Source organism: Nocardioides pollutisoli (assembly GCF_040045055.1).
GTDB classification, from domain to species: domain Bacteria; phylum Actinomycetota; class Actinomycetes; order Propionibacteriales; family Nocardioidaceae; genus Nocardioides; species Nocardioides tweenelious.
In genome coordinates this window covers 2342837-2359322 of record NZ_JBDZDU010000001.1, presented here as the reverse complement: position 1 = coordinate 2359322, position 16486 = coordinate 2342837, and the positions used below count along the sequence as shown (strand labels likewise).

The 16486-nt window shown below is 72.2% G+C and carries 17 protein-coding genes; 8 read left to right on the top strand and 9 right to left on the bottom strand.

Annotation, left to right across the window (positions count from 1 at the left end):
* Nucleotides 1–73: 73 nt before the first annotated feature.
* Nucleotides 74–1096, top strand: a complete 1023-nt coding sequence (locus ABLE68_RS11480; RefSeq protein ID WP_348871455.1) for a Gfo/Idh/MocA family protein — start codon at nucleotides 74–76, stop codon at nucleotides 1094–1096.
* On the opposite strand, the gene ABLE68_RS11475 is transcribed toward ABLE68_RS11480, so the two are convergent.
* The 3 genes from ABLE68_RS11475 to ABLE68_RS11465 are packed head-to-tail and all read right to left on the bottom strand — an operon-like array spanning nucleotide 1089 to nucleotide 4041.
* The gene (locus tag ABLE68_RS11475) at nucleotides 1089–1979 is read right to left on the bottom strand and encodes an oxidoreductase (protein WP_348871454.1); all 891 of its coding nucleotides are present in this window, start codon (nucleotides 1977–1979) and stop codon (nucleotides 1089–1091) included. The genes ABLE68_RS11480 and ABLE68_RS11475 overlap by 8 nt on opposite strands.
* Nucleotides 1976–2803 carry an oxidoreductase gene (locus tag ABLE68_RS11470; protein ID WP_348871453.1) on the bottom strand — a complete coding sequence of 276 codons (828 nt, stop codon included), beginning with the start codon at nucleotides 2801–2803 and terminating at the stop codon, nucleotides 1976–1978. Before ABLE68_RS11470 ends, ABLE68_RS11475 begins: the two co-directional genes overlap by 4 nt.
* Nucleotides 2800–4041, bottom strand: a complete 1242-nt coding sequence (locus ABLE68_RS11465) for a hypothetical protein (RefSeq protein ID WP_348871452.1) — start codon at nucleotides 4039–4041, stop codon at nucleotides 2800–2802. The genes ABLE68_RS11470 and ABLE68_RS11465 overlap by 4 nt, the downstream gene beginning before the upstream one ends.
* 36 nt (nucleotides 4042–4077) lie before the next feature.
* On the opposite strand from ABLE68_RS11465, the gene ABLE68_RS11460 reads away from it, so the two are divergent.
* On the top strand, nucleotides 4078–4641 hold the full coding sequence (locus ABLE68_RS11460) for a TetR/AcrR family transcriptional regulator (protein WP_348871451.1): 564 nt from the start codon (nucleotides 4078–4080) through the stop codon (nucleotides 4639–4641).
* Here the strand turns inward: ABLE68_RS11460 and ABLE68_RS11455 are convergent.
* On the bottom strand, nucleotides 4638–5357 hold the full coding sequence (locus ABLE68_RS11455) for an SDR family NAD(P)-dependent oxidoreductase (RefSeq protein ID WP_348871450.1): 720 nt from the start codon (nucleotides 5355–5357) through the stop codon (nucleotides 4638–4640). The two genes, ABLE68_RS11460 and ABLE68_RS11455, sit on opposite strands and share 4 nt — an antisense overlap.
* Before the next feature lie 16 nt (nucleotides 5358–5373).
* Nucleotides 5374–6516, bottom strand: a complete 1143-nt coding sequence (locus ABLE68_RS11450) for a sulfotransferase family protein (protein WP_348871449.1) — start codon at nucleotides 6514–6516, stop codon at nucleotides 5374–5376.
* 22 nt (nucleotides 6517–6538) lie between these two features.
* Here ABLE68_RS11450 and ABLE68_RS11445 point away from each other — a divergent pair, with 22 nt between their 5' ends.
* Complete coding sequence (locus ABLE68_RS11445) at nucleotides 6539–6985, top strand: nuclear transport factor 2 family protein (protein ID WP_348871448.1); 447 nt, start codon at nucleotides 6539–6541, stop codon at nucleotides 6983–6985.
* Here ABLE68_RS11445 and ABLE68_RS11440 read toward each other — a convergent pair.
* Together ABLE68_RS11440 and ABLE68_RS11435 are read right to left on the bottom strand one after the other, a co-directional pair.
* Nucleotides 6982–7629: a response regulator gene (locus ABLE68_RS11440; protein ID WP_348871447.1), complete on the bottom strand. Its 648-nt coding sequence runs from the start codon at nucleotides 7627–7629 to the stop codon at nucleotides 6982–6984. The genes ABLE68_RS11445 and ABLE68_RS11440 overlap by 4 nt on opposite strands.
* The gene (locus ABLE68_RS11435) at nucleotides 7626–8939 is read right to left on the bottom strand and encodes a sensor histidine kinase (protein WP_348871446.1); all 1314 of its coding nucleotides are present in this window, start codon (nucleotides 8937–8939) and stop codon (nucleotides 7626–7628) included. The genes ABLE68_RS11440 and ABLE68_RS11435 overlap by 4 nt, the downstream gene beginning before the upstream one ends.
* 101 nt (nucleotides 8940–9040) lie before the next feature.
* Between ABLE68_RS11435 and ABLE68_RS11430 the strand changes: the two genes are divergently transcribed.
* The 5 genes from ABLE68_RS11430 to ABLE68_RS11410 all read left to right on the top strand — a co-directional run bounded on the left by ABLE68_RS11430 (nucleotide 9041) and on the right by ABLE68_RS11410 (nucleotide 14899).
* Nucleotides 9041–10480, top strand: coding sequence for an alpha,alpha-trehalose-phosphate synthase (UDP-forming) (locus ABLE68_RS11430; protein ID WP_348871445.1), 1440 nt, complete (start codon nucleotides 9041–9043; stop codon nucleotides 10478–10480).
* Nucleotides 10480–10887: a GNAT family N-acetyltransferase gene (locus ABLE68_RS11425; protein WP_348871444.1), complete on the top strand. Its 408-nt coding sequence runs from the start codon at nucleotides 10480–10482 to the stop codon at nucleotides 10885–10887. Before ABLE68_RS11430 ends, ABLE68_RS11425 begins: the two co-directional genes overlap by 1 nt.
* A 23-nt stretch (nucleotides 10888–10910) precedes the next feature.
* Nucleotides 10911–12041 (top strand): alpha/beta fold hydrolase, encoded by a 1131-nt coding sequence (locus tag ABLE68_RS11420; protein ID WP_348871443.1) that lies wholly within the window; start codon nucleotides 10911–10913, stop codon nucleotides 12039–12041.
* A gap of 96 nt (nucleotides 12042–12137) precedes the next feature.
* Nucleotides 12138–13469: an MFS transporter gene (locus ABLE68_RS11415; RefSeq protein ID WP_348871442.1), complete on the top strand. Its 1332-nt coding sequence runs from the start codon at nucleotides 12138–12140 to the stop codon at nucleotides 13467–13469.
* A complete protein-coding gene (locus ABLE68_RS11410; protein WP_348871441.1) occupies nucleotides 13466–14899 on the top strand; it encodes a pyridoxal phosphate-dependent decarboxylase family protein in 1434 nt (477 codons plus the stop codon). Before ABLE68_RS11415 ends, ABLE68_RS11410 begins: the two co-directional genes overlap by 4 nt.
* Here the strand turns inward: ABLE68_RS11410 and ABLE68_RS11405 are convergent.
* Nucleotides 14896–15807, bottom strand: a complete 912-nt coding sequence (locus tag ABLE68_RS11405) for a carbohydrate kinase family protein (RefSeq protein ID WP_348871440.1) — start codon at nucleotides 15805–15807, stop codon at nucleotides 14896–14898. The genes ABLE68_RS11410 and ABLE68_RS11405 overlap by 4 nt on opposite strands.
* Nucleotides 15807–16442, bottom strand: a complete 636-nt coding sequence (locus ABLE68_RS11400; protein WP_348871439.1) for a class II aldolase/adducin family protein — start codon at nucleotides 16440–16442, stop codon at nucleotides 15807–15809. The genes ABLE68_RS11405 and ABLE68_RS11400 overlap by 1 nt, the downstream gene beginning before the upstream one ends.
* Between the last annotated feature and the right edge of the window lie 44 nt (nucleotides 16443–16486).

Here is a 16486-nt window from a genome sequence, read left to right as displayed (position 1 = left end):
CTCACTATAAGGCGGTGAACCACACCATTGTCATTCGGTCGGGCGGCGAGTCGTCATCAGTAGGGTCGGCGACATGAGTGACGACATCGGCAGCGACATCGGCTGGGGCATCCTGGCGACCGGCAAGATCGCCCAGACCTTCGCCCGCGACCTCGCCCTGGTGCCCGGCGCCCGGCTCGCGGCGGTCGGCTCCCGGCGGCTCGAGAGCGCCGAGGCTTTCGGGGCCGAGCACGGCGCGGCCGCGGCGTACGGCTCCTACGAGGAGCTGGTGGCCGACCCGGCCGTCGACGTCGTCTACATCGCGACGCCGCACGCCTTCCACCTCGACAACGCCCGGCTCTGCTTCGAGGCCGGCAAGCACGTGCTCTGCGAGAAGCCGGTCACCCTCGACATCGGCGACGCCGAGGAGATGGTGCGGCTGGCCGGTGAGCACGACCGCTTCCTCATGGAGGCGATGTGGACGGCCTGCCACCCGGTGATCCGGGAGCTCCGCGCCCGCCTGGCGTCCGGCGAGTTCGGCACGCCCCACCACCTCCACGCCGAGCTCGGCTTCCGCGTCGACGCACCGCCGACCGACCGGATGCTGGACCCGACGCTCGGCGCCTCCGCCCTGCTCGACATGGGGATCTACCCGCTCACCTTCGCCCACCTGATGCTCGGCGAGGCCGAGCGCCTGACCGGGACGGCCGACCTCTCCGACCGCGGCATCGACCTCGACGTCGCGATGACCGGCCGCTACCCGGGTGGCGCGCTGGCGACCATGACGGCCTCGATGACGTCCTTCTCCTCGCGCCAGGCCGCGATCGCCACCGACCAGGGCCGGATCGACCTCGACAACTTCCACCACCCCTCGAAGGCCGTCTTCACGCCGTACGGCGAGGGCCGCGGCGCCTGGACCGTCGAGCCCGGACAGCCGGTCGAGGTGCTCGGCGAGGAGCCGGTGATCGGTCAGGGCTACGGCAACGAGATCGCCGAGGTCGGCCGCTGCCTGCGCGAGGGGCTGCGCGAGAGCCCGCTGGTCCCCCACGCGCAGACGCTCACGCTGATGCGCCAGATGGACGACGTACGCCGCCAGGTGGGCGTCACCTTCAGCTGAACGCATCCACCCCGGTCTGCGCGGCCGACCACGCCCAGAGCCGGGCGGCGGCGTCCGGGTCGAGCGCGTAGTCGCGCACCCCGCAGGTCGTCTGCGGACCGTCGGGGACGACCTCCGCGACGTGGCAGTCCTCGAGGTAGAGGCCTCCCCGGCCGTCGAGCTCGGGAGCGACGGCTGCCCAGACGGCCGTGGCCGCGCCCTGCTCGGGCGAGCGGAACTCCGGGATCTCGAGATCGGTGAGGTCGTCCGCCTGCAGGTGCCGGCCGAGCGCGGTGATGATCGCCCCGGGGTGGAGCGAGAACGCGCGCACCCCCTGGTCACGGCCGAGCTCGTCGAGGTGCACGGCGAAGAGCACGTTGGCGGTCTTGGACTGCCCGTAGGCCTGCCACTTGTCGTAGCCCGTCTCGAACCACGGGTCGTCCCACCGGAAGTCGGAGAGGTGGTGGCCGGTCGACGAGACGCTCACGACCCGCGCGCCGCCCGTGATCGCCGGCCAGAGCCGGTTGACGAGCGCGTAGTGGCCGAGATGGTTGGTCGCAAGGTGCAGCTCCCAACCGGGGCCGACCCTGCGCTCGGGGCAGGCCATGATCCCGGCGTTGTTGACGACGATGTCCAGGTGGCGCCCGCCGGCGAGCACACCCTCGGCGTACGCCGCGACGCTGCCCTGGTCGGCCAGGTCGAGCTCACCGATCTCGACCCCGTCGACGTCTGCGAGGGCCTCCGTTGCTTTCTCGGGCCGACGCGCCGGTGCGAGCACGTGGGCGCCGGCGCCGGCGAGCGCGCGGACGACCTCGATGCCGATGCCGGAGTAGCCGCCGGTGACGAGCGCGGTCCGGCCGGAGAGGTCGATGCCGTCGAGGACCTCGGCCGCCGTGGCGTTCATGCGGGGAAGTTGACGTCGAGGGTGGTGGCTTCCCACTCGTCGATCGAGGCGCTCATCGCCGCCAGCTTCTCGCGGGTCGCCTTCAGCACGTCGTGGCCGAGCAGCAGCCGCAGCGGCGGGTCGTCGAGCCGGGTCACCATCAGCACCGCCTCGGCGACCTTGCGCGGGTCACCGGGCAGGTGGTCGGCGAACGCCCGGATCAGCTCCTTGCGGGCGCCGACGTCCGCGGCGTACGCCTCGATCGGCGCGGACGCCTCGTGCATCGAGCGCTTCGCCCAGTCGGTGCGGAAGGCGCCGGGCTCGATCGCGGTCACCTTGATGCCGAGCGGGCCGACCTCCTTGGCGAGCGCCTCGGTCAGCGCCTCGAGCGCGAACTTGGTCGAGGAGTAGTAGGCGTTGGGCGGGTTGGCGACCAGCCCCGTCATCGACGACATGTTGATCACGTGGCCGCTGCCCTGCGCGCGCATGCCGGGCAGCACCGCCTTGATCGTGTCGACCACGCCGAAGTAGTTGGTGTCGAAGAGGGCGCGCACCTCGGCGTCGTCGCCCTCCTCGACCGCCGAGAGGTAGCCGTAGCCCGCGTTGTTGACCAGCACGTCGAGACCGCCGAACGCGTCGGTCGCCGCCGAGACCGCGGCGTCGACCTGGTCGCGGTCGGTGACGTCGAGAGGTACGGCGAGCGCGGTCTCGTAGCCGTCGCAGAGATCCGTCACGTCCGCGACCTTGCGCGACGTGACCACGACCTGGTGGCCGGCGTCGAGGGCCGCCCGGGCGACCTCGCGTCCGATGCCGGTCGAGCACCCGGTGACCAGCCAGCGGCTCATGCGCCCAGCTCCGGGAGGCGGCGCAGGTAGCCCGCGCGTCGGGTGGCGAGCTGGGCGGCCCGCTCGTCGGGCGAGACGCGGGGCGCGTCGGGCAGCTCGGCGTCGAGGCGGTCCAGCTTCACGACCCGGCCGGTGGCGCTGAGGTCGGGTCGGGCACCTCCGTCGGGGAACTCCGCCATCCGCAGCGTGAGGATCCCCTCGTGCAGCCCGTCGGTGTCGATCCAGTTGTGGACGCCGGGGTCCTGCGCCGAGATCACGAACGTGTAGGTGCCGTCCTCGTTGGCCACCGACTGGGCCTTGTTGAGGCTGCCGGTCCGGTCGAGGATGTCGAGCGTCGTGCCCCAGATGTTGGAGAGCGGGACGGTGAAGTACTCCGCTCCCCCGTCGCTCACGTCGACCACGAAGGCCTCGTCCGGGGCGAGCAGGAAGCGCCCCGCGACGTAGACCTGGTTGCGCATCGCGCCGGTGTGGTCGGCGGACCAGGCGAGCGAGAAGTGGTTCTCCGGCAGCTTGTACATGCCGTGGCTGAGCTTGCCGGTGAAGTCGGCGAAGTGGGCCATCATCCGAGCGGTCGCCTCGGCCTGCTCGTCGAGGGTGAGCGCGGGCTTCGCGGGCGCGCTGCCGAGCCGCTCGACGGTGAAGGCGTTGGGGTCGTCGAGCGACCAGTCGAGCAGCACGTCGCGGATGTAGACCTCGTGGGCCTCGGGCGTCGACCGCACGTGGTTGGGCCGCCCGCCCGCCTCGTCGGCGTCGACGGTGATGGCGAAGGAGCCGTCGGGGTCCACCTGCATCCGCCGGCCGTCGAGGACGTCGACGGTGCCCATGTGGGCGTTCCAGAGGGTGAAGTAGTTCTCGGTCATCCGGTGCTCGCCGACCCGGCCGCGGATCTCGTAGCGCTCGTCGCCGGAGATCGGGATGACGCGGTAGACCGAGTCCGGGTTGTCGATCCCCCACCGCGTGCCGGGGATCGCGAGGCCGTCGACCTCGTGGGCGAGGCGGGTGATCGTCGTGACCCTCGGTCGCAGCGGGTCCTGGTTGGAGGACCAGACGGCCGCGGAGAACATCACCTCGTCGTACGCCGCCTCGAACCGCGCACGCATCGCGTCGGACGCCTTGGCCCGCGACAGCCACGTCTCGGCGACGTCGCGGTAGGCGGCGCGGACGGTCGGGTGCTCGACCAGCTCGAGAGCCGCGAGCTCGTGCGCGTGCTGCTCGTCGGTGGCGATCGGGTGCGTCATCCTGCTCCTAAATGTCAGTTCTGACATTATGAGACCATGACCAAGGCCGACCGCACCAGAGCCGCCTTGCGCGACGTGGCGCTGCGGCACTTCGTCACCGACGGGTTCGAGGCCGCCAGCGTGCCCGCGATCGCGGCCGAGGTCGGCGTCACGGAGCGCACCTTCTACCGCCACTTCGCGACCAAGGACGAGGTCCTCTTCGGCGACGTGGTCACCCGGTTGGCGTGGTTCGCGAGCGCGATGCGCGACCGGCCGGCCGACGAGGACCTGGTCCGCTCGGTGCTCGCCTCGCTCGGCTCCGCGCCGACCGATCCCCAGCTGATGGTGGAGATCGCCCGGCTGCGCAGCGAGCTGCTCAGCCCGGAGCGGATCGAGCGCACCTTCCGCGACCGGCAGGGCGCGATGGCCACCGAGCTGCGCGCGATCCTGCGCGAGCGCGGGGCGACCGACCTGACGGCCGCCGTGCGCGCCGAGGTGGTGGCCGGCGCGGTCTTCGCCGCTCTCGCGGTGTGGACCGAGGCGCCGGCCCCCCACGACGTACGCCGTCTGGGTGCTCTCACCGAGCAGGCGCTGGAGCAGGTGCGCCCCGCTCTGGGCTAGCAGGCGGTGCCGCGGTCGACGTTGATGACGGCGCCGGTGACGTTGGCTGCGGCGTCGGACGCGAGGTAGGCCACTGCCTCGGCGATCTCGCGGGGCGGCATGAAACCGTAGCGGCCGCCTGCGGTCTCGCTGAGCAGGCCCCAGTCGAGCTCGGCACCCGCGTGCTCGGCCGCCGCGCCCATCGGCAGGTCGGTCTCGACACCGCCCGGGCAGACGGTGTTGGCGCGGACGCCGTCGGCCCAGAGCTCGAGGGCCAGCGACTTCATCAGCATGATCACGCCGCCCTTCGAGGCGCAGTAGGCGGCCTGGTAGGGCTGGGCCCGCAGCCCGGCGACCGACGCGATCGTGACGATGTTGCCGCGGCTCGCGCGCAGGTGCGGCAGCGCGGCCTGGCTCATCAGCATCGGTCCGGTGAGGTTGACGCCGAGGTGCCGCTGCCAGGTGGCGAGGTCGAGCTCCTCGAAGCGACGGAACTGGTCGATGCCCGCCACGTTGACGAGCACGTCGAGCCCGCCGAGCTGCTCGGCCGCGGAACCCACGGCGGCGGCGACCGAGTCCGCGTCGCTGACGTCGCACTGCTGCACGCCCTCGGCTTCGCGCAGGTCGACGCCGACCACCGCGGCGCCTTCCTCGGTCAGCAGGTCGACCATCGAGCGGCCGATCCCGCCGGCGGCGCCGGTGACCAGCGCGCGCTTGCCCTCGAAACGTCCCGTCACGTCGTGCTCCGTTCGTTCACCTGTCCGCGAACCGTTCGCGGATCTGCTCGGCCGAGAGGCCGTAGGTCTCAGGGGTGTACGCCGGACGCCCGGTCTCCCGGGGCCGGCGGGCCAGCCAGTCGCGCATCGCGGTCTCGGCGTCCGCGGTCAGGTCGAGCCCGACCGCGTCGTACACCCGCGATGCCTGGCCGACCGGGTCGGCGACCGCGTCGGCGAACTCCAGGTCGGTGACCAGCGAGGCGTCCTCGCCCCAGGTGGCCCGGGTGGCGCGGGCGCGGTCGTTGGTCCAGCCCATCCGCTGGATCCACTCGGCGCCGACCCGGTGCAGGTCGACCTCGTCGGCGTGCATCGCGTGGAGGGTGGCGTTGAGGCTGGCACCGGACGCGACGGTCTCCACCGGGTCGCGGTGCAGGTGCACGAGGTGGAGGTCGGGGAAGCGGGCGCGCAGGTCGTCGAGGTAGCCCAGGTGAGCCGGGGTCTTGAGGACCCAGCGGTCGGCGGTCTCGCCGCGTTGCCGCTTCTGCCACTGCAGCAGCTGGAGCATCCGGTGCAGGTGGTCGTAAGCCGGGGTGAAGTCCTCGGTGTTGATCCAGGCCCGGTAGGCCGGGACGTGCGCGCCGGACTCCGGGACGTGGGAGAGGAAAGCGTCGGCAAGGAAGACGATCTCCTCCTCGGCCTCCATGGCATACATCGGGTGGATCGCGAACAGGTCCGGCACCCACTGCCGCGACTGATCCTCGCGAGCCAGCGCCTTGCCGATCCGCGGGTCTGCCGCGGTCCAGTCCAGGTCGAGGGGCGGCGCGACCTCGACGACCTCCCAGCCGTGAGCGCAGTGGAAGCGCGGGTCGGCGGCGAGCAGGCGCTGCAGGAGCGTCGTACCGCTGCGCATCATCCCGACCACCACGATCGGCGCGACGATCTGCTCGTCGGCGATCTCGGGATGGCGGCGGAACCACTCCTGTGCCCGCAGCCGCATCCGCAGGCTGTGCACGATCCCCGAGCGAAGGATGTGGGCGCCCGTCTCGTTGAGCCCGGCACCGGCGTACGCGTCGAGCAGGACGCCGAGCGGCTCCCGGAAGGAGCCGGGCCCGAGGTCCTCGAGACCCTCCTTGCGGCGCGCGTCAGCGAGCACGCTCTCGAGATCGAACCCCACCGGCACGGGGCGAACCTATGCTGTCGCGGTGGCCGACAGCGCGCGAACGATCGAGAACCTTCTCTACACGTACGCCGAGCGCATCGACGCCGGCGACCTGGACGGCGTCGCCGAGCTCTTCACGCACGGCCGGATCCTCGGTCAGGAGAACGGTCCGCCCGAGACGGTCTTCGTCGGCCGCGAGGGCGTGCGTGCCCTCTACGGCATGGCGACCCGGATCTACCAGGACACCGGGACGCCGAAGACGAAGCACCTCACCACCAACGCGCGGATCGAGGTCGACGAGGAGGCCGGCACCGCCACCGCGCGGACCAGCTACCTGGTCACGCAGGCCACGGAGTCCCTGCCTCTGCAGGTGATCATCACCGGGCACTACCACGACACGTTCCACCGGATCGACGGTGAGTGGTGGTTCCAGGACCGCACGATGTTCGTCGACCAGACCGGCGACCTGAGCCACCACCTGTTGTTCTAGTCCCCCCGCTTGAGGTAGCGGATCACTGCCTGCACGCGGCGGTGGGCGGTGTCGTCGTCGGGCATCAGACCGAGCTTCGCGAAGATCCGCTGGGTGTGCTTCTCGACCGCGGCGAGGGTGACCGTCAGCGACTCGGCGATCGCGGCGTTCGACTTCCCCTCCGCCATCAGGCCGAGCACCTCGCGCTCGCGCGGGGTCAGGTCGACGAGCGGGTCCCGGTTGCGACCCATCAGCTGGCGGACGACGAGCGGGTCGAGCGCCGTGCCGCCGGCAGCCACGGCCGCGAGCGAGGCGAGGAAGTCGTCGAGGTCGCTGACCCGGTCCTTGAGCAGGTAGCCGACGCCACCGTCGCCGGTCGCGAGCAGGTCGTCGGCGTAGGAGACCTCGACGTACTGCGAGAGCACCATCAGCCGGGCGTCCGGCCACGCGCGGCGTACGTCGACGGCTGCGCGCAGCCCCTCGTCGGTGTTGCTGGGCGGCATCCGGACGTCGACGATGCCGATGTCCGGGCGGTGCTCGATCATGGCCGCGACGAACGACGGGCCGTCGGCCACCGAGGCGACCACGTCGTGCCCGGCCTCGGTGAGCAGCAGCTGGAGCCCTTCTCGGAGCAGCAGCGAGTCGTCGGCGACGACCACCTTCATGCGTTGCCTCCTGCGGGGATGTGGGCGGTGAGCACGGTCGGGCCGCCCTCGGGCGACGCGATGTCGAGCGTGCCCTCGACGGCCGCGAGCCGCTGCCGGAGACCGGCGAGCCCGAGTCCCTTGCTCGGGTGGGCGCCACCGACGCCGTCGTCCTCGACCCGGACCACGACCTCGCCGCCCTCGTCGACGACCGAGACCTCGACCGACGCGGCGCCGGAGTGCTTGGCGACGTTCGTGAGCGCCTCGGCGACGACGAAGTAGACGGCCGTCTCGACGTGCGGCGGGAGCTGGTGGGGAACGATCACGCGCGACGTCACCGGGACCACGCTCTGCGTGAGCATCTCGTCGAGGGCGGCGGCCAGGCCGCGGTCGACCAGCAGCGGCGGGGCGATGCCGCGGCTCAGGGAGCGGAGCTCGGCGACCGTCTCGCGGGCCTGGGCGAGCGCCTCGTCGATGGTCGCGGCGGCGCGGTCGGGGTCCTGCTCGACCTGGCGCTTGGCCCGGCCGAGGTCCATGGTCAGCCGCACCAGGCGCTGCTGCGGGCCGTCGTGGATGTCGCGCTCGAGACGCCGCAGCGACTCGGCCTCGGCCATCCGGGCCGCGTCACGGCTGTCCTGCACGCGCGCCACCTCGGTCTGGAGCTCGGCGCGGCTCGACAGGAGGACGGTCGCGAGGCTCGCGTGGACCAGCGAGACGAACCGGACCACCCACGGCAGGGTGACCAGCCCGATGACGCCGACCGCGAGGTTGACCAGGCTCTCCGCCGTACGACCGGAGCCGAGCCCGAGCAGGTCCGCCAGCCCGCCGTCGTCGCCGCTGTCGGGGACGAACCGCTGCCAGAACCAGTAGGTGAGGCCCGTCAGCGTGCCCGCCCACCAGACCAGCGCCACCCCGAACGCGACGGTGCCGGTCACCAGGCCGACGACCGACCACATCACGTCGAGCCACGACTGCGGGTCCTTGAGCGGGGTCAGCATCCGGCGCCAGAAGCCGGAGCCGGAGGGCGCGCAGATGTAGGACGGGGTCGGCGCCGGGCGACCGAGCATCCCGCGGATCCGGATCCGCTCGAAGCGCGCGAAGCCGCGCGCGACCATGATCCCGACCGACACGAGCAGGATGCCGCCGACGAAGACCAGGAGCCCGACGCCGAGGGACAGGTCGATGACCACCACGAGGAAGCCGACCAGCGCGATCGGGAACGCGGAGAGCGCGTAGGCGCTCTCGTAGAGGACCCGGCGCAGGCCCGTGGGCCTGGTTTGCGCGGTGGCCCCGGGGGTCACGGTGGTGGGCATGAACATGGTCTCCGTCATGGGAGAAACGCTAGGAACGACGGGCTTCGCGCACGATCCTGCCAGCCCGACGACCGTGGTCGGGCCAGCCCGACACTTCGCAGCACTACTAGGGTGACGGCGTGGCTTCCTCTGGCTCGGCTGACCTGGTCATCGTCGCGAACCGGCTGCCCGTCGACCGCGTGGAGCTGCCCGACGGCAGCCCCGGCTGGCGCAGCTCGCCCGGCGGGCTGGTCAGCGCCATCGAGCCGGTGCTCCGCGCCAACGACGGCACCTGGATCGGGTGGCCCGGCGGCACCGAGACCGACCTGGAGCCGTTCGAGCACGGCGGCATGGAGCTCTCCCCGATCACCATGTCGCAGCAGGAGATCGAGGAGTTCTACGAGGGCTTCTCCAACGCAACCCTGTGGCCGCTCTACCACGACCTGGTCGCCAAGCCGGAGTTCCACCGGGAGTGGTGGGACGGCTACGTCGCGGTCAACAAGCGCTTCGCCGAGCAGGCCGCCGAGCTCGCGTCCGAGGGTGCGACGGTGTGGGTGCACGACTACCAGCTGCAGCTGGTCCCACAGATGCTCCGCGAGCTGCGCCCCGACCTGCGGATCGGCTTCTACCTGCACATCCCCTTCCCGCCGGCCGAGCTCTTCCAGCAGCTGCCGTGGCGGCGCCAGATCCTCGAGGGCCTGCTCGGCGCCGACCTGGTCGGCTTCCAGCTCCCCGGCGCGGCGCAGAACTTCATTCGCCTGGTGCGCCAGCGGGTCGGTCACAAGACACATCGCGACCTGGTCTACCTGCCCGACGGCCGCACCGTCCGGGCCGCGGCGTTCCCGATCTCGATCGACTCGGCCGGCTTCGAGGAGCTCGCCCGGTCCGAGGAGGTCGAGGCCCGCGCCGTCGAGATCCGGGAGGCGCTCGGCAGCCCGCGCAAGGTCTTCCTCGGGATCGACCGGCTCGACTACACCAAGGGCATCTACGCGCGGCTGCGCGCGTTCAGCGAGCTGATCGCCGAGGGGCACCTCGACGTCGAGGACGCCGTCTTCGTGCAGGTGGCGACACCGTCGCGCGAGCAGGTCGAGCAGTACCGCATCCTCCGCGACGACATCGACCGGCTGGTCGGCCGGATCAACGGGGACCTCGGCCGGATCGGCCGCCCGGCGATCAGCTACCTGCACGCGTCGTACCCCCGCGAGGAGATGGCCGCGCTCTACCGGGCCGCCGACGTCATGGTGGTCACGCCGTTCCGCGACGGGATGAACCTGGTCGCGAAGGAGTACGTCGCGTGCCGCTACGAGAACGACGGTGCCCTGGTGCTCTCGGAGTTCGCGGGCGCGGCCGACGAGCTCCGGCAGGCCTGGCTGATCAACCCCTACGACATCAACGGGATGAAGTCGGCCCTGCTCGAGGCGTGGTCGGCCGACGAGCGCGACCTGACCCGGCGGATGAAGGCGATGCGCAAGCAGGTGATGGAGCACGACGTGGCCGCGTGGGCCGACAGCTTCCTGGCCGAGCTCACCGCCGTACGCCCCTCGCACGGCAAGACCGTCCGGCCCGCCAAGCGGTCCTGATGGTCAGGGTCTCCACCGACCCGGCGCTGCTCGACGTCGACACGGTCCACCGCTGGCTGTCGACCGAGGCCTACTGGGCGACGGGCCGTTCGCGCCAGGTCGTCGAGCGAGCGATCGCCGGGTCGCTGAACTTCGGTGCGTACGACGAGGGCGTGCTGGTCGGATATGCCCGGCTGGTGACCGACCGCGCGACGTTCGCCTGGCTCTGCGACGTCTTCGTGGACTCGGCCGCGCGCGGCCACGGTGTCGGCACCGCCCTGATGACGGCCGTCGACGAGACACTCGCCGCCTGGCAGGTGCGGCGCGCCGTGCTCGCGACGGCTGACGCCCACGCGCTCTACGCCCGCTTCGGCTTCGAGCCGATGACCGAGCCGGAGCGCTGGATGCTGCGGACCTACCTGCCCTGACGGTCGCCGGGTAGCGTCGCGGCATGGACCTCGTACCGAAGCCGGACCAGGTCGTCGCCGCAGCCGGCAACCTCGGGCGGATGGTGCTGCACCGCGGCGTTGCCGACCTGCGCCCGATGCCCCGCACCCAGATCGACGCCGGCCCGCGCCGCGAGGTCTTCCTCTACGAGCCGTCGGCCGGCACACCCGCCACCGGGGAGCCGGTCCTGCTGGTGGCGCCGCTGGCCGCGCCGGCGACCTGCTTCGACCTGCGACGTGGTTGCTCGCTGGTCGAGCACCTCGTCGAGGGTGGTCGTCCGACCTACCTCGTGGAGTACGGCGCGGTCTCGCTCCGCAACCGCGACCTCGGGCTCGACCCGTGGGTCGACAAGGTCGTCCCGGACGCCGTGCGCACCGTCTCCGAGCACGCCGGCGGCAAGCCGGTGCACGTGGTCGGCTGGGGGCTCGGCGGGATCTTCGCGCTGCTCGCGGCCGCAGCCTCCGACCTGCCCATCGCCTCGCTGTCGGTGCTCGGGTCGCCGGTCGACGTGACGCAGGTGCCGATGCTCGCGCCGGCGCGACCCCTGCTCGCTGACGTGCCGGCACCGCTGCGCTGGGTGCTCCCGCTGGTGCCGTTCCGGCAGCTGGTGGACAAGCAGGTCGCCGTCGCGACCCACCTCGACGACACCGAGTGGCTGGCGCAGGTCGAGGCGGTCGACCGGTTCACGGCCGCGACCACGCCGTACCGCGGCCGGGCCTACGGGCAGCTCTACCACCGCTTCGCGCTCGGAGACCGCGTCGAGTCCTTCGCGTCCGTCACCGCTCCGGTGCTCGTGGTCGCCGGCGCGACCGACGGGATCGCCCCGGTCGCGGCCGTGCGTCCCGTGCTCCCGCTGCTGACCGGCGCTCGCGAGGTGCGCTTCGAGATCGTGCCGGGTGGTCATCTCGGGCTGCTGACCGGCCGGGGGGCGCGGGCATCCACCTGGCCGGTGCTCGACGAGTGGTTCGAGCAGTGGTCGGCCGCCGTACCCGCGCCGAAGAAGCGTGCCGCCAAGAAGGCTCCCGCGAAGAAGAAGGCTCCGGCTGCGAAGAAGGCAGCTCCCTCGGCCGACGTGATCGGCGCCAACCCGAAGCGCCGGCACTCCTCGGCCAGCTCGCGGGCGCTCAGCCGCTGACTTCCCAGGCATTGCATGCGCTTCCCAGGTGTTGCAAAGGCCGAGAAGCGTAGGAATCCCCGGTTCACCGGGGATTCCGACCAGTAGCCTCCCCCCATGCCAGACACCACCGCCCTGCCCAGACGCGTCCGGATCGGGTACGGCTCGGGGTCGGTGGCGACCGGGGCGTTCGGGACGGTACCGGGTCTGATGCTGCTGCCCTACCTGACCGACAGCCTGGGCATCGCGGCGATCGTGGCCGGGTTCATCGTGTTCCTGCCGAAGGCGTGGGACGTGATCCTCAACCCGATCGCCGGCCGGATCAGTGACCGCACCGTCGACCCCCGCGGCCCGCGCCGGCCGTGGCTGCTGCGCGCCGGAATCACGCTCGCGCTGATGTTCGCGCTGCTGTTCGCCGCCCCCGAGATGGGCAAGGTCGCCGAGGCCGCGTGGGTGCTGGTCTTCTTCGTCGGCTGCGCGACGGCGTACGCCTTCTTCCAGGTCCCCTACGTCGCCATGCCGGCCGAGATGACCGACTCGTACGACGAGCGCACCCGGCTGATGACCTGGCGGGTCGCGATCCTGGCCTTCACGATCATGCTCGCCGGCGCCACCGCTCCGGCCATCCGCGACGCGGTCGGCGGCCGCGCCGGCTACCGGATCATGGGCGTCGCGATGGCGGTGATCATCCTGGTCGGCGTCGTCAGCGCGTACGTCGGCACGCGCCGCGCACCCGTCACCGCCCCGCAGCCGGGCGCCGGCAGCCTGCGCGACCAGCTCCGCATCGTCGCCGAGGCCCGCGACTTCCGCTGGCTGCTGACCTGCTTCGTGGTCCAGGCGCTCGCGACCGGCTGCATGCTCGCCGGCGTCGACTACCTCGCCGAGGACGTGCTCGGGAAGAAGGGCGCGTCCACGATCCTCTTCATCTGCTTCGTCGGCCCGGCGCTGCTGCTCACGCCGGCCTGGTCCGCTCTCGGCACCCGCCTGGGCAAGAAGCGCGGCTACTTCTTCTCGTCGCTGTTCCTGGCGGCCGGCGCCCTGCTCGTGGTGACCGCCCAGGTGGTGCCGGACGGCGTCGTCTACCTCGCCGTCGTCCTGGTCGGCGTCGGGTACGCCGGCTGCCAGGTCTTCCCGCTCGCGATGCTGCCCGACGCCGCAGCGGTCGACGCACGGCGTACCGGCTCCAACCGCGCCGGCGTCTACACCGGCGTCTGGACGGCCGGCGAGACCCTGGGCCTGGCGCTCGGCCCGGCCGTCTTCGCGCTGGTGCTCGCCATCGGGGGCTACCAGTCGTCGACCGACGGCGACGTCGTCCAGCCGCACTCCGCCGTCAACGCGATCACCCTCGGCTTCTCCGTGCTGCCGGCGGCGCTGATCCTGCTCAGCCTGTGGTGGTTGAGGAGGTACACGCTCGACCACGACGCCGTGGATGAGAGCGTGGCCGCATGAACGACACCCTGGCTCGCCTGCGCGAGATGCAGACCGCCGACCTGCCTGTCCACGGCGGCCGCACCCTCGCCTACGTCTACGACTCGGGCCTGCCCGACGTGGACGCGATCGGACGCGAGGCCGTCGCGGCGTACGCCGGCTCCAACGGGCTCGACCCGACGGCCTTCCCCAGCCTCCTGCAGATGGAGAACGACCTGGTGGGCTTCACAGCCAACCTGCTCGACGCACCTGCGGACGCGGTCGGCACCGTCACCTCGGGCGGCACCGAGTCCTGCCTGCTGGCCGTCCAGGGCGCGCGCGACAGCCGCCCGGACGTCGAGCGACCGCGGATGGTCGTGCCGTCGACCGTGCACGCCGCCTTCCTCAAGGCGGCCCACTACTTCGGCGTCGAGGCCGTGGTCGTGCCGGTCGGCCCCGACTTCCGCGCCGACGCGGACGCCATGATCGCGGCGATCGACGAGGCGCCCGAGCGGACCGTGCTGGTCGTCGTCTCCGCGCCGTCGTACGCCCACGGTGTCATCGACCCCGTGCCGCCGGTCGCGTCCGCCGCTGCCGAGCGCGGGATCCGCTGCCACGTCGACGGCTGCATCGGTGGTTGGGTGCTGCCGTACGCCGCGCGGATCGGCCGCGACGTCGCTCCCTGGACCTTCGCCGTCGAGGGGGTCACCTCGATCTCGGTCGACACCCACAAGTACGCCTACGCCCCCAAGGGCACCTCGGTCCTGCTGCACCGCTCGCCGGCCCACCGTCGTCCGCAGTACTTCGCGTACGCCGCATGGCCGGGCTACACGATGCTGAACTCGACCATCCAGTCGACGAAGTCCGGCGGCCCGCTCGCGGGCGCGTGGGCGGTCGTGCAGTCGCTGGGCGACGCGGGCTACGAGCAGCTGACCCGCGACGTCTTCGAGGCCGTGGACCGGATCGCCGCCGGCGTGGCCGAGATCCCGGAGCTCAGCCTGGTCGCCCAGCCCGACTCCACGCTGATCGCCCTCGTGACCGACGGCTCCTGCGACGCCTTCACGATCTGCGACGAGATGGCCACGCGGGACTGGTACGTCCAGCCCCAGATGTCCTACGCGGGCCAGCCGCCCAACATCCACCTGTCGGTGAGCGCCGCGACCCTCGCCCACGTCGACGACTTCCTCGCCGCGCTGGCCGAGTCGGTGGCTGCGGCCGTCGCCGTCGGCCCGGTCGGCGTCGACCCGGGCGTCGCTGCGTTCATCGAGACCCTCGAGCCCGCGACGCTCTCCGACGACGACTTCGACGGGCTGCTCGCGGCGTCCGGCCTCGTGGGTGGCGACGCCACCGACGGGCTCGCCCTCCCCGACCGGATGGCCGAGGTCAACGCCATGCTCGACATCGCGTCGCCCGCCATGCGCGAGGCGCTGCTCGTCGCGTTCCTCGACCGGCTGGCGCGGCCGAACCGCTAGCCCATGAAGGCGAGCACGGACTCCAGGTCGTAGGTGCCCGCGTCGGTGCCGAGCCCCTGCGCCACCTGGGCCGCGGTGGCGCAGCCGAGCTGAGCGGCGCCCCGGAGGTCGCGACCCAGCGCGAGACCGCGCAGGAAGCCGGCCGAGAAGGCGTCGCCGCAGCCGGTCGTGTCGACGACGTCGATCGGGTACGCCGGCACCTCGATCACCTCGTCGGCGGTGACCACCAGCGCGCCCTTCGCCCCCTGGGTCACCGCCACGCAGCCGGCTCCGGCAGCGACGAGAGCCTGGGCGCCTTCGGCCAGCGACGAGGCCCCGGTGAAGCCCAGCACCTGCTCGTCGTTGGGCAGCAGGTAGTCGGTGTGGGGCAGCGCATCCGCGATCCAGGCGAGCATGTCCGGGTCGCCCGGCGCGAGGATGTCGAGCGAGGTCACGGCGCCGATCGAGCGACCGTGCTCGAGCAGCTGGCCGGCGGCCTCCCCTCCGAGGAACTCCGGGCCGCCCAGGTGCAGGTGGGTCACGCCGTCGAGCGCCGACAGCGGCAGGTCGTCGAGCGTGAAGGCGCCGTTCGCGCCGATGCAGTGCCACGCCGGGCGGTCGCCGTTGGGCCGGACCGGGATCACCGAGGACGACGTCTGGTGCTCGGCCTTGCGGACCAGCCCGGAGACGTCGACGCCCTCGCGCGACAGGAGTGCGAGCAGGGTGTCCGCGATCGGGTCGTCGCCCACGGCACCGAAGCTGATGACCTCCGCACCGATCCGGCTCAGCACCACCGCCGTACCTCCCGCGGTGCCGGCCGGCGAGAACCGGATCGTCTCCACCAGCTGTCCGTCCGAGCCGGCCGGGATCGACTCGATGCCGATGACGTGGGTGTCGAGGACGTGCACGCCGACGGTGGCGATCTTCATCAGTTCTCCTGCTGGGTTCCGTAGTTGCGGCGGATCGCCTGGGTGATCACGTCGGCCTGCTCCGCGTCGGTGAGGACGTGCGGCGTGCCGAGTGCGGTCGCGCGGTGGTGGAGCGTGGCCAGCCACTCGAGGAGCTGCGCATGCTCGACCGCCTTGACGAGGGTGGCGCCGACAGCGACCGCACCGTGGTTGGCCATCAGCGCGGCCTGCCGGCCGACGAGGGCCTCCCGGACGTGGGCGGCCAGCTCCGGCGTCCCGAAGGTGGCGTACGGCGCGACGCGGACCGGGCCGCCGAGCAGCAGGTGCTGGTAGTGCAGGACCGGCAGCTCGTCGAGGACGCACGCGACCGCGGTGGAGTACGGCGCGTGCGTGTGCACGATCGCGCCGGCGTCGGTGTCGAGGTAGATGCCGAGGTGGAGGTCGAGCTCCGAGGTGGGGACCAGCGCGCCCTCGAGCACGGTGCCGTCCAGCGCGACGACCGTGACGTCATCGGTCGTGCAGCGGCCCAGCACGACCCCCGTGCCGGTCACGGCGACCCGGTCGCCGTCGCGGACCGAGACATTGCCCGCCGTACCGATGAAGAGGCCGTCGGCCGCAAGGGCTCTGGCCGCTTCGGCGACTGCTGCACGGGTCACGCGGCCGACCCTAGTGGCTGATCTCACCGTGCGTCGGCGTACCC

What these genes read in the sequence shown, in the direction of transcription:
- ABLE68_RS11440 (WP_348871447.1), bottom strand. Translation starts at nt 7,629, where the DNA reads ATGAAGGTGGTCGTCGCCGACGACTCGCTGCTGCTCCGAGAAGGGCTC.
- ABLE68_RS11410 (WP_348871441.1), top strand. Translation starts at nt 13,466, where the DNA reads ATGAACGACACCCTGGCTCGCCTGCGCGAGATGCAGACCGCCGACCTG.
- ABLE68_RS11480 (WP_348871455.1), top strand. Translation starts at nt 74, where the DNA reads ATGAGTGACGACATCGGCAGCGACATCGGCTGGGGCATCCTGGCGACC.
- ABLE68_RS11475 (WP_348871454.1), bottom strand. Translation starts at nt 1,979, where the DNA reads ATGAACGCCACGGCGGCCGAGGTCCTCGACGGCATCGACCTCTCCGGC.
- ABLE68_RS11460 (WP_348871451.1), top strand. Translation starts at nt 4,078, where the DNA reads ATGACCAAGGCCGACCGCACCAGAGCCGCCTTGCGCGACGTGGCGCTG.
- ABLE68_RS11470 (WP_348871453.1), bottom strand. Translation starts at nt 2,803, where the DNA reads ATGAGCCGCTGGCTGGTCACCGGGTGCTCGACCGGCATCGGACGCGAG.
- ABLE68_RS11435 (WP_348871446.1), bottom strand. Translation starts at nt 8,939, where the DNA reads ATGACGGAGACCATGTTCATGCCCACCACCGTGACCCCCGGGGCCACC.
- ABLE68_RS11465 (WP_348871452.1), bottom strand. Translation starts at nt 4,041, where the DNA reads ATGACGCACCCGATCGCCACCGACGAGCAGCACGCGCACGAGCTCGCG.
- ABLE68_RS11425 (WP_348871444.1), top strand. Translation starts at nt 10,480, where the DNA reads ATGGTCAGGGTCTCCACCGACCCGGCGCTGCTCGACGTCGACACGGTC.
- ABLE68_RS11415 (WP_348871442.1), top strand. Translation starts at nt 12,138, where the DNA reads ATGCCAGACACCACCGCCCTGCCCAGACGCGTCCGGATCGGGTACGGC.
- ABLE68_RS11405 (WP_348871440.1), bottom strand. Translation starts at nt 15,807, where the DNA reads ATGAAGATCGCCACCGTCGGCGTGCACGTCCTCGACACCCACGTCATC.
- ABLE68_RS11420 (WP_348871443.1), top strand. Translation starts at nt 10,911, where the DNA reads ATGGACCTCGTACCGAAGCCGGACCAGGTCGTCGCCGCAGCCGGCAAC.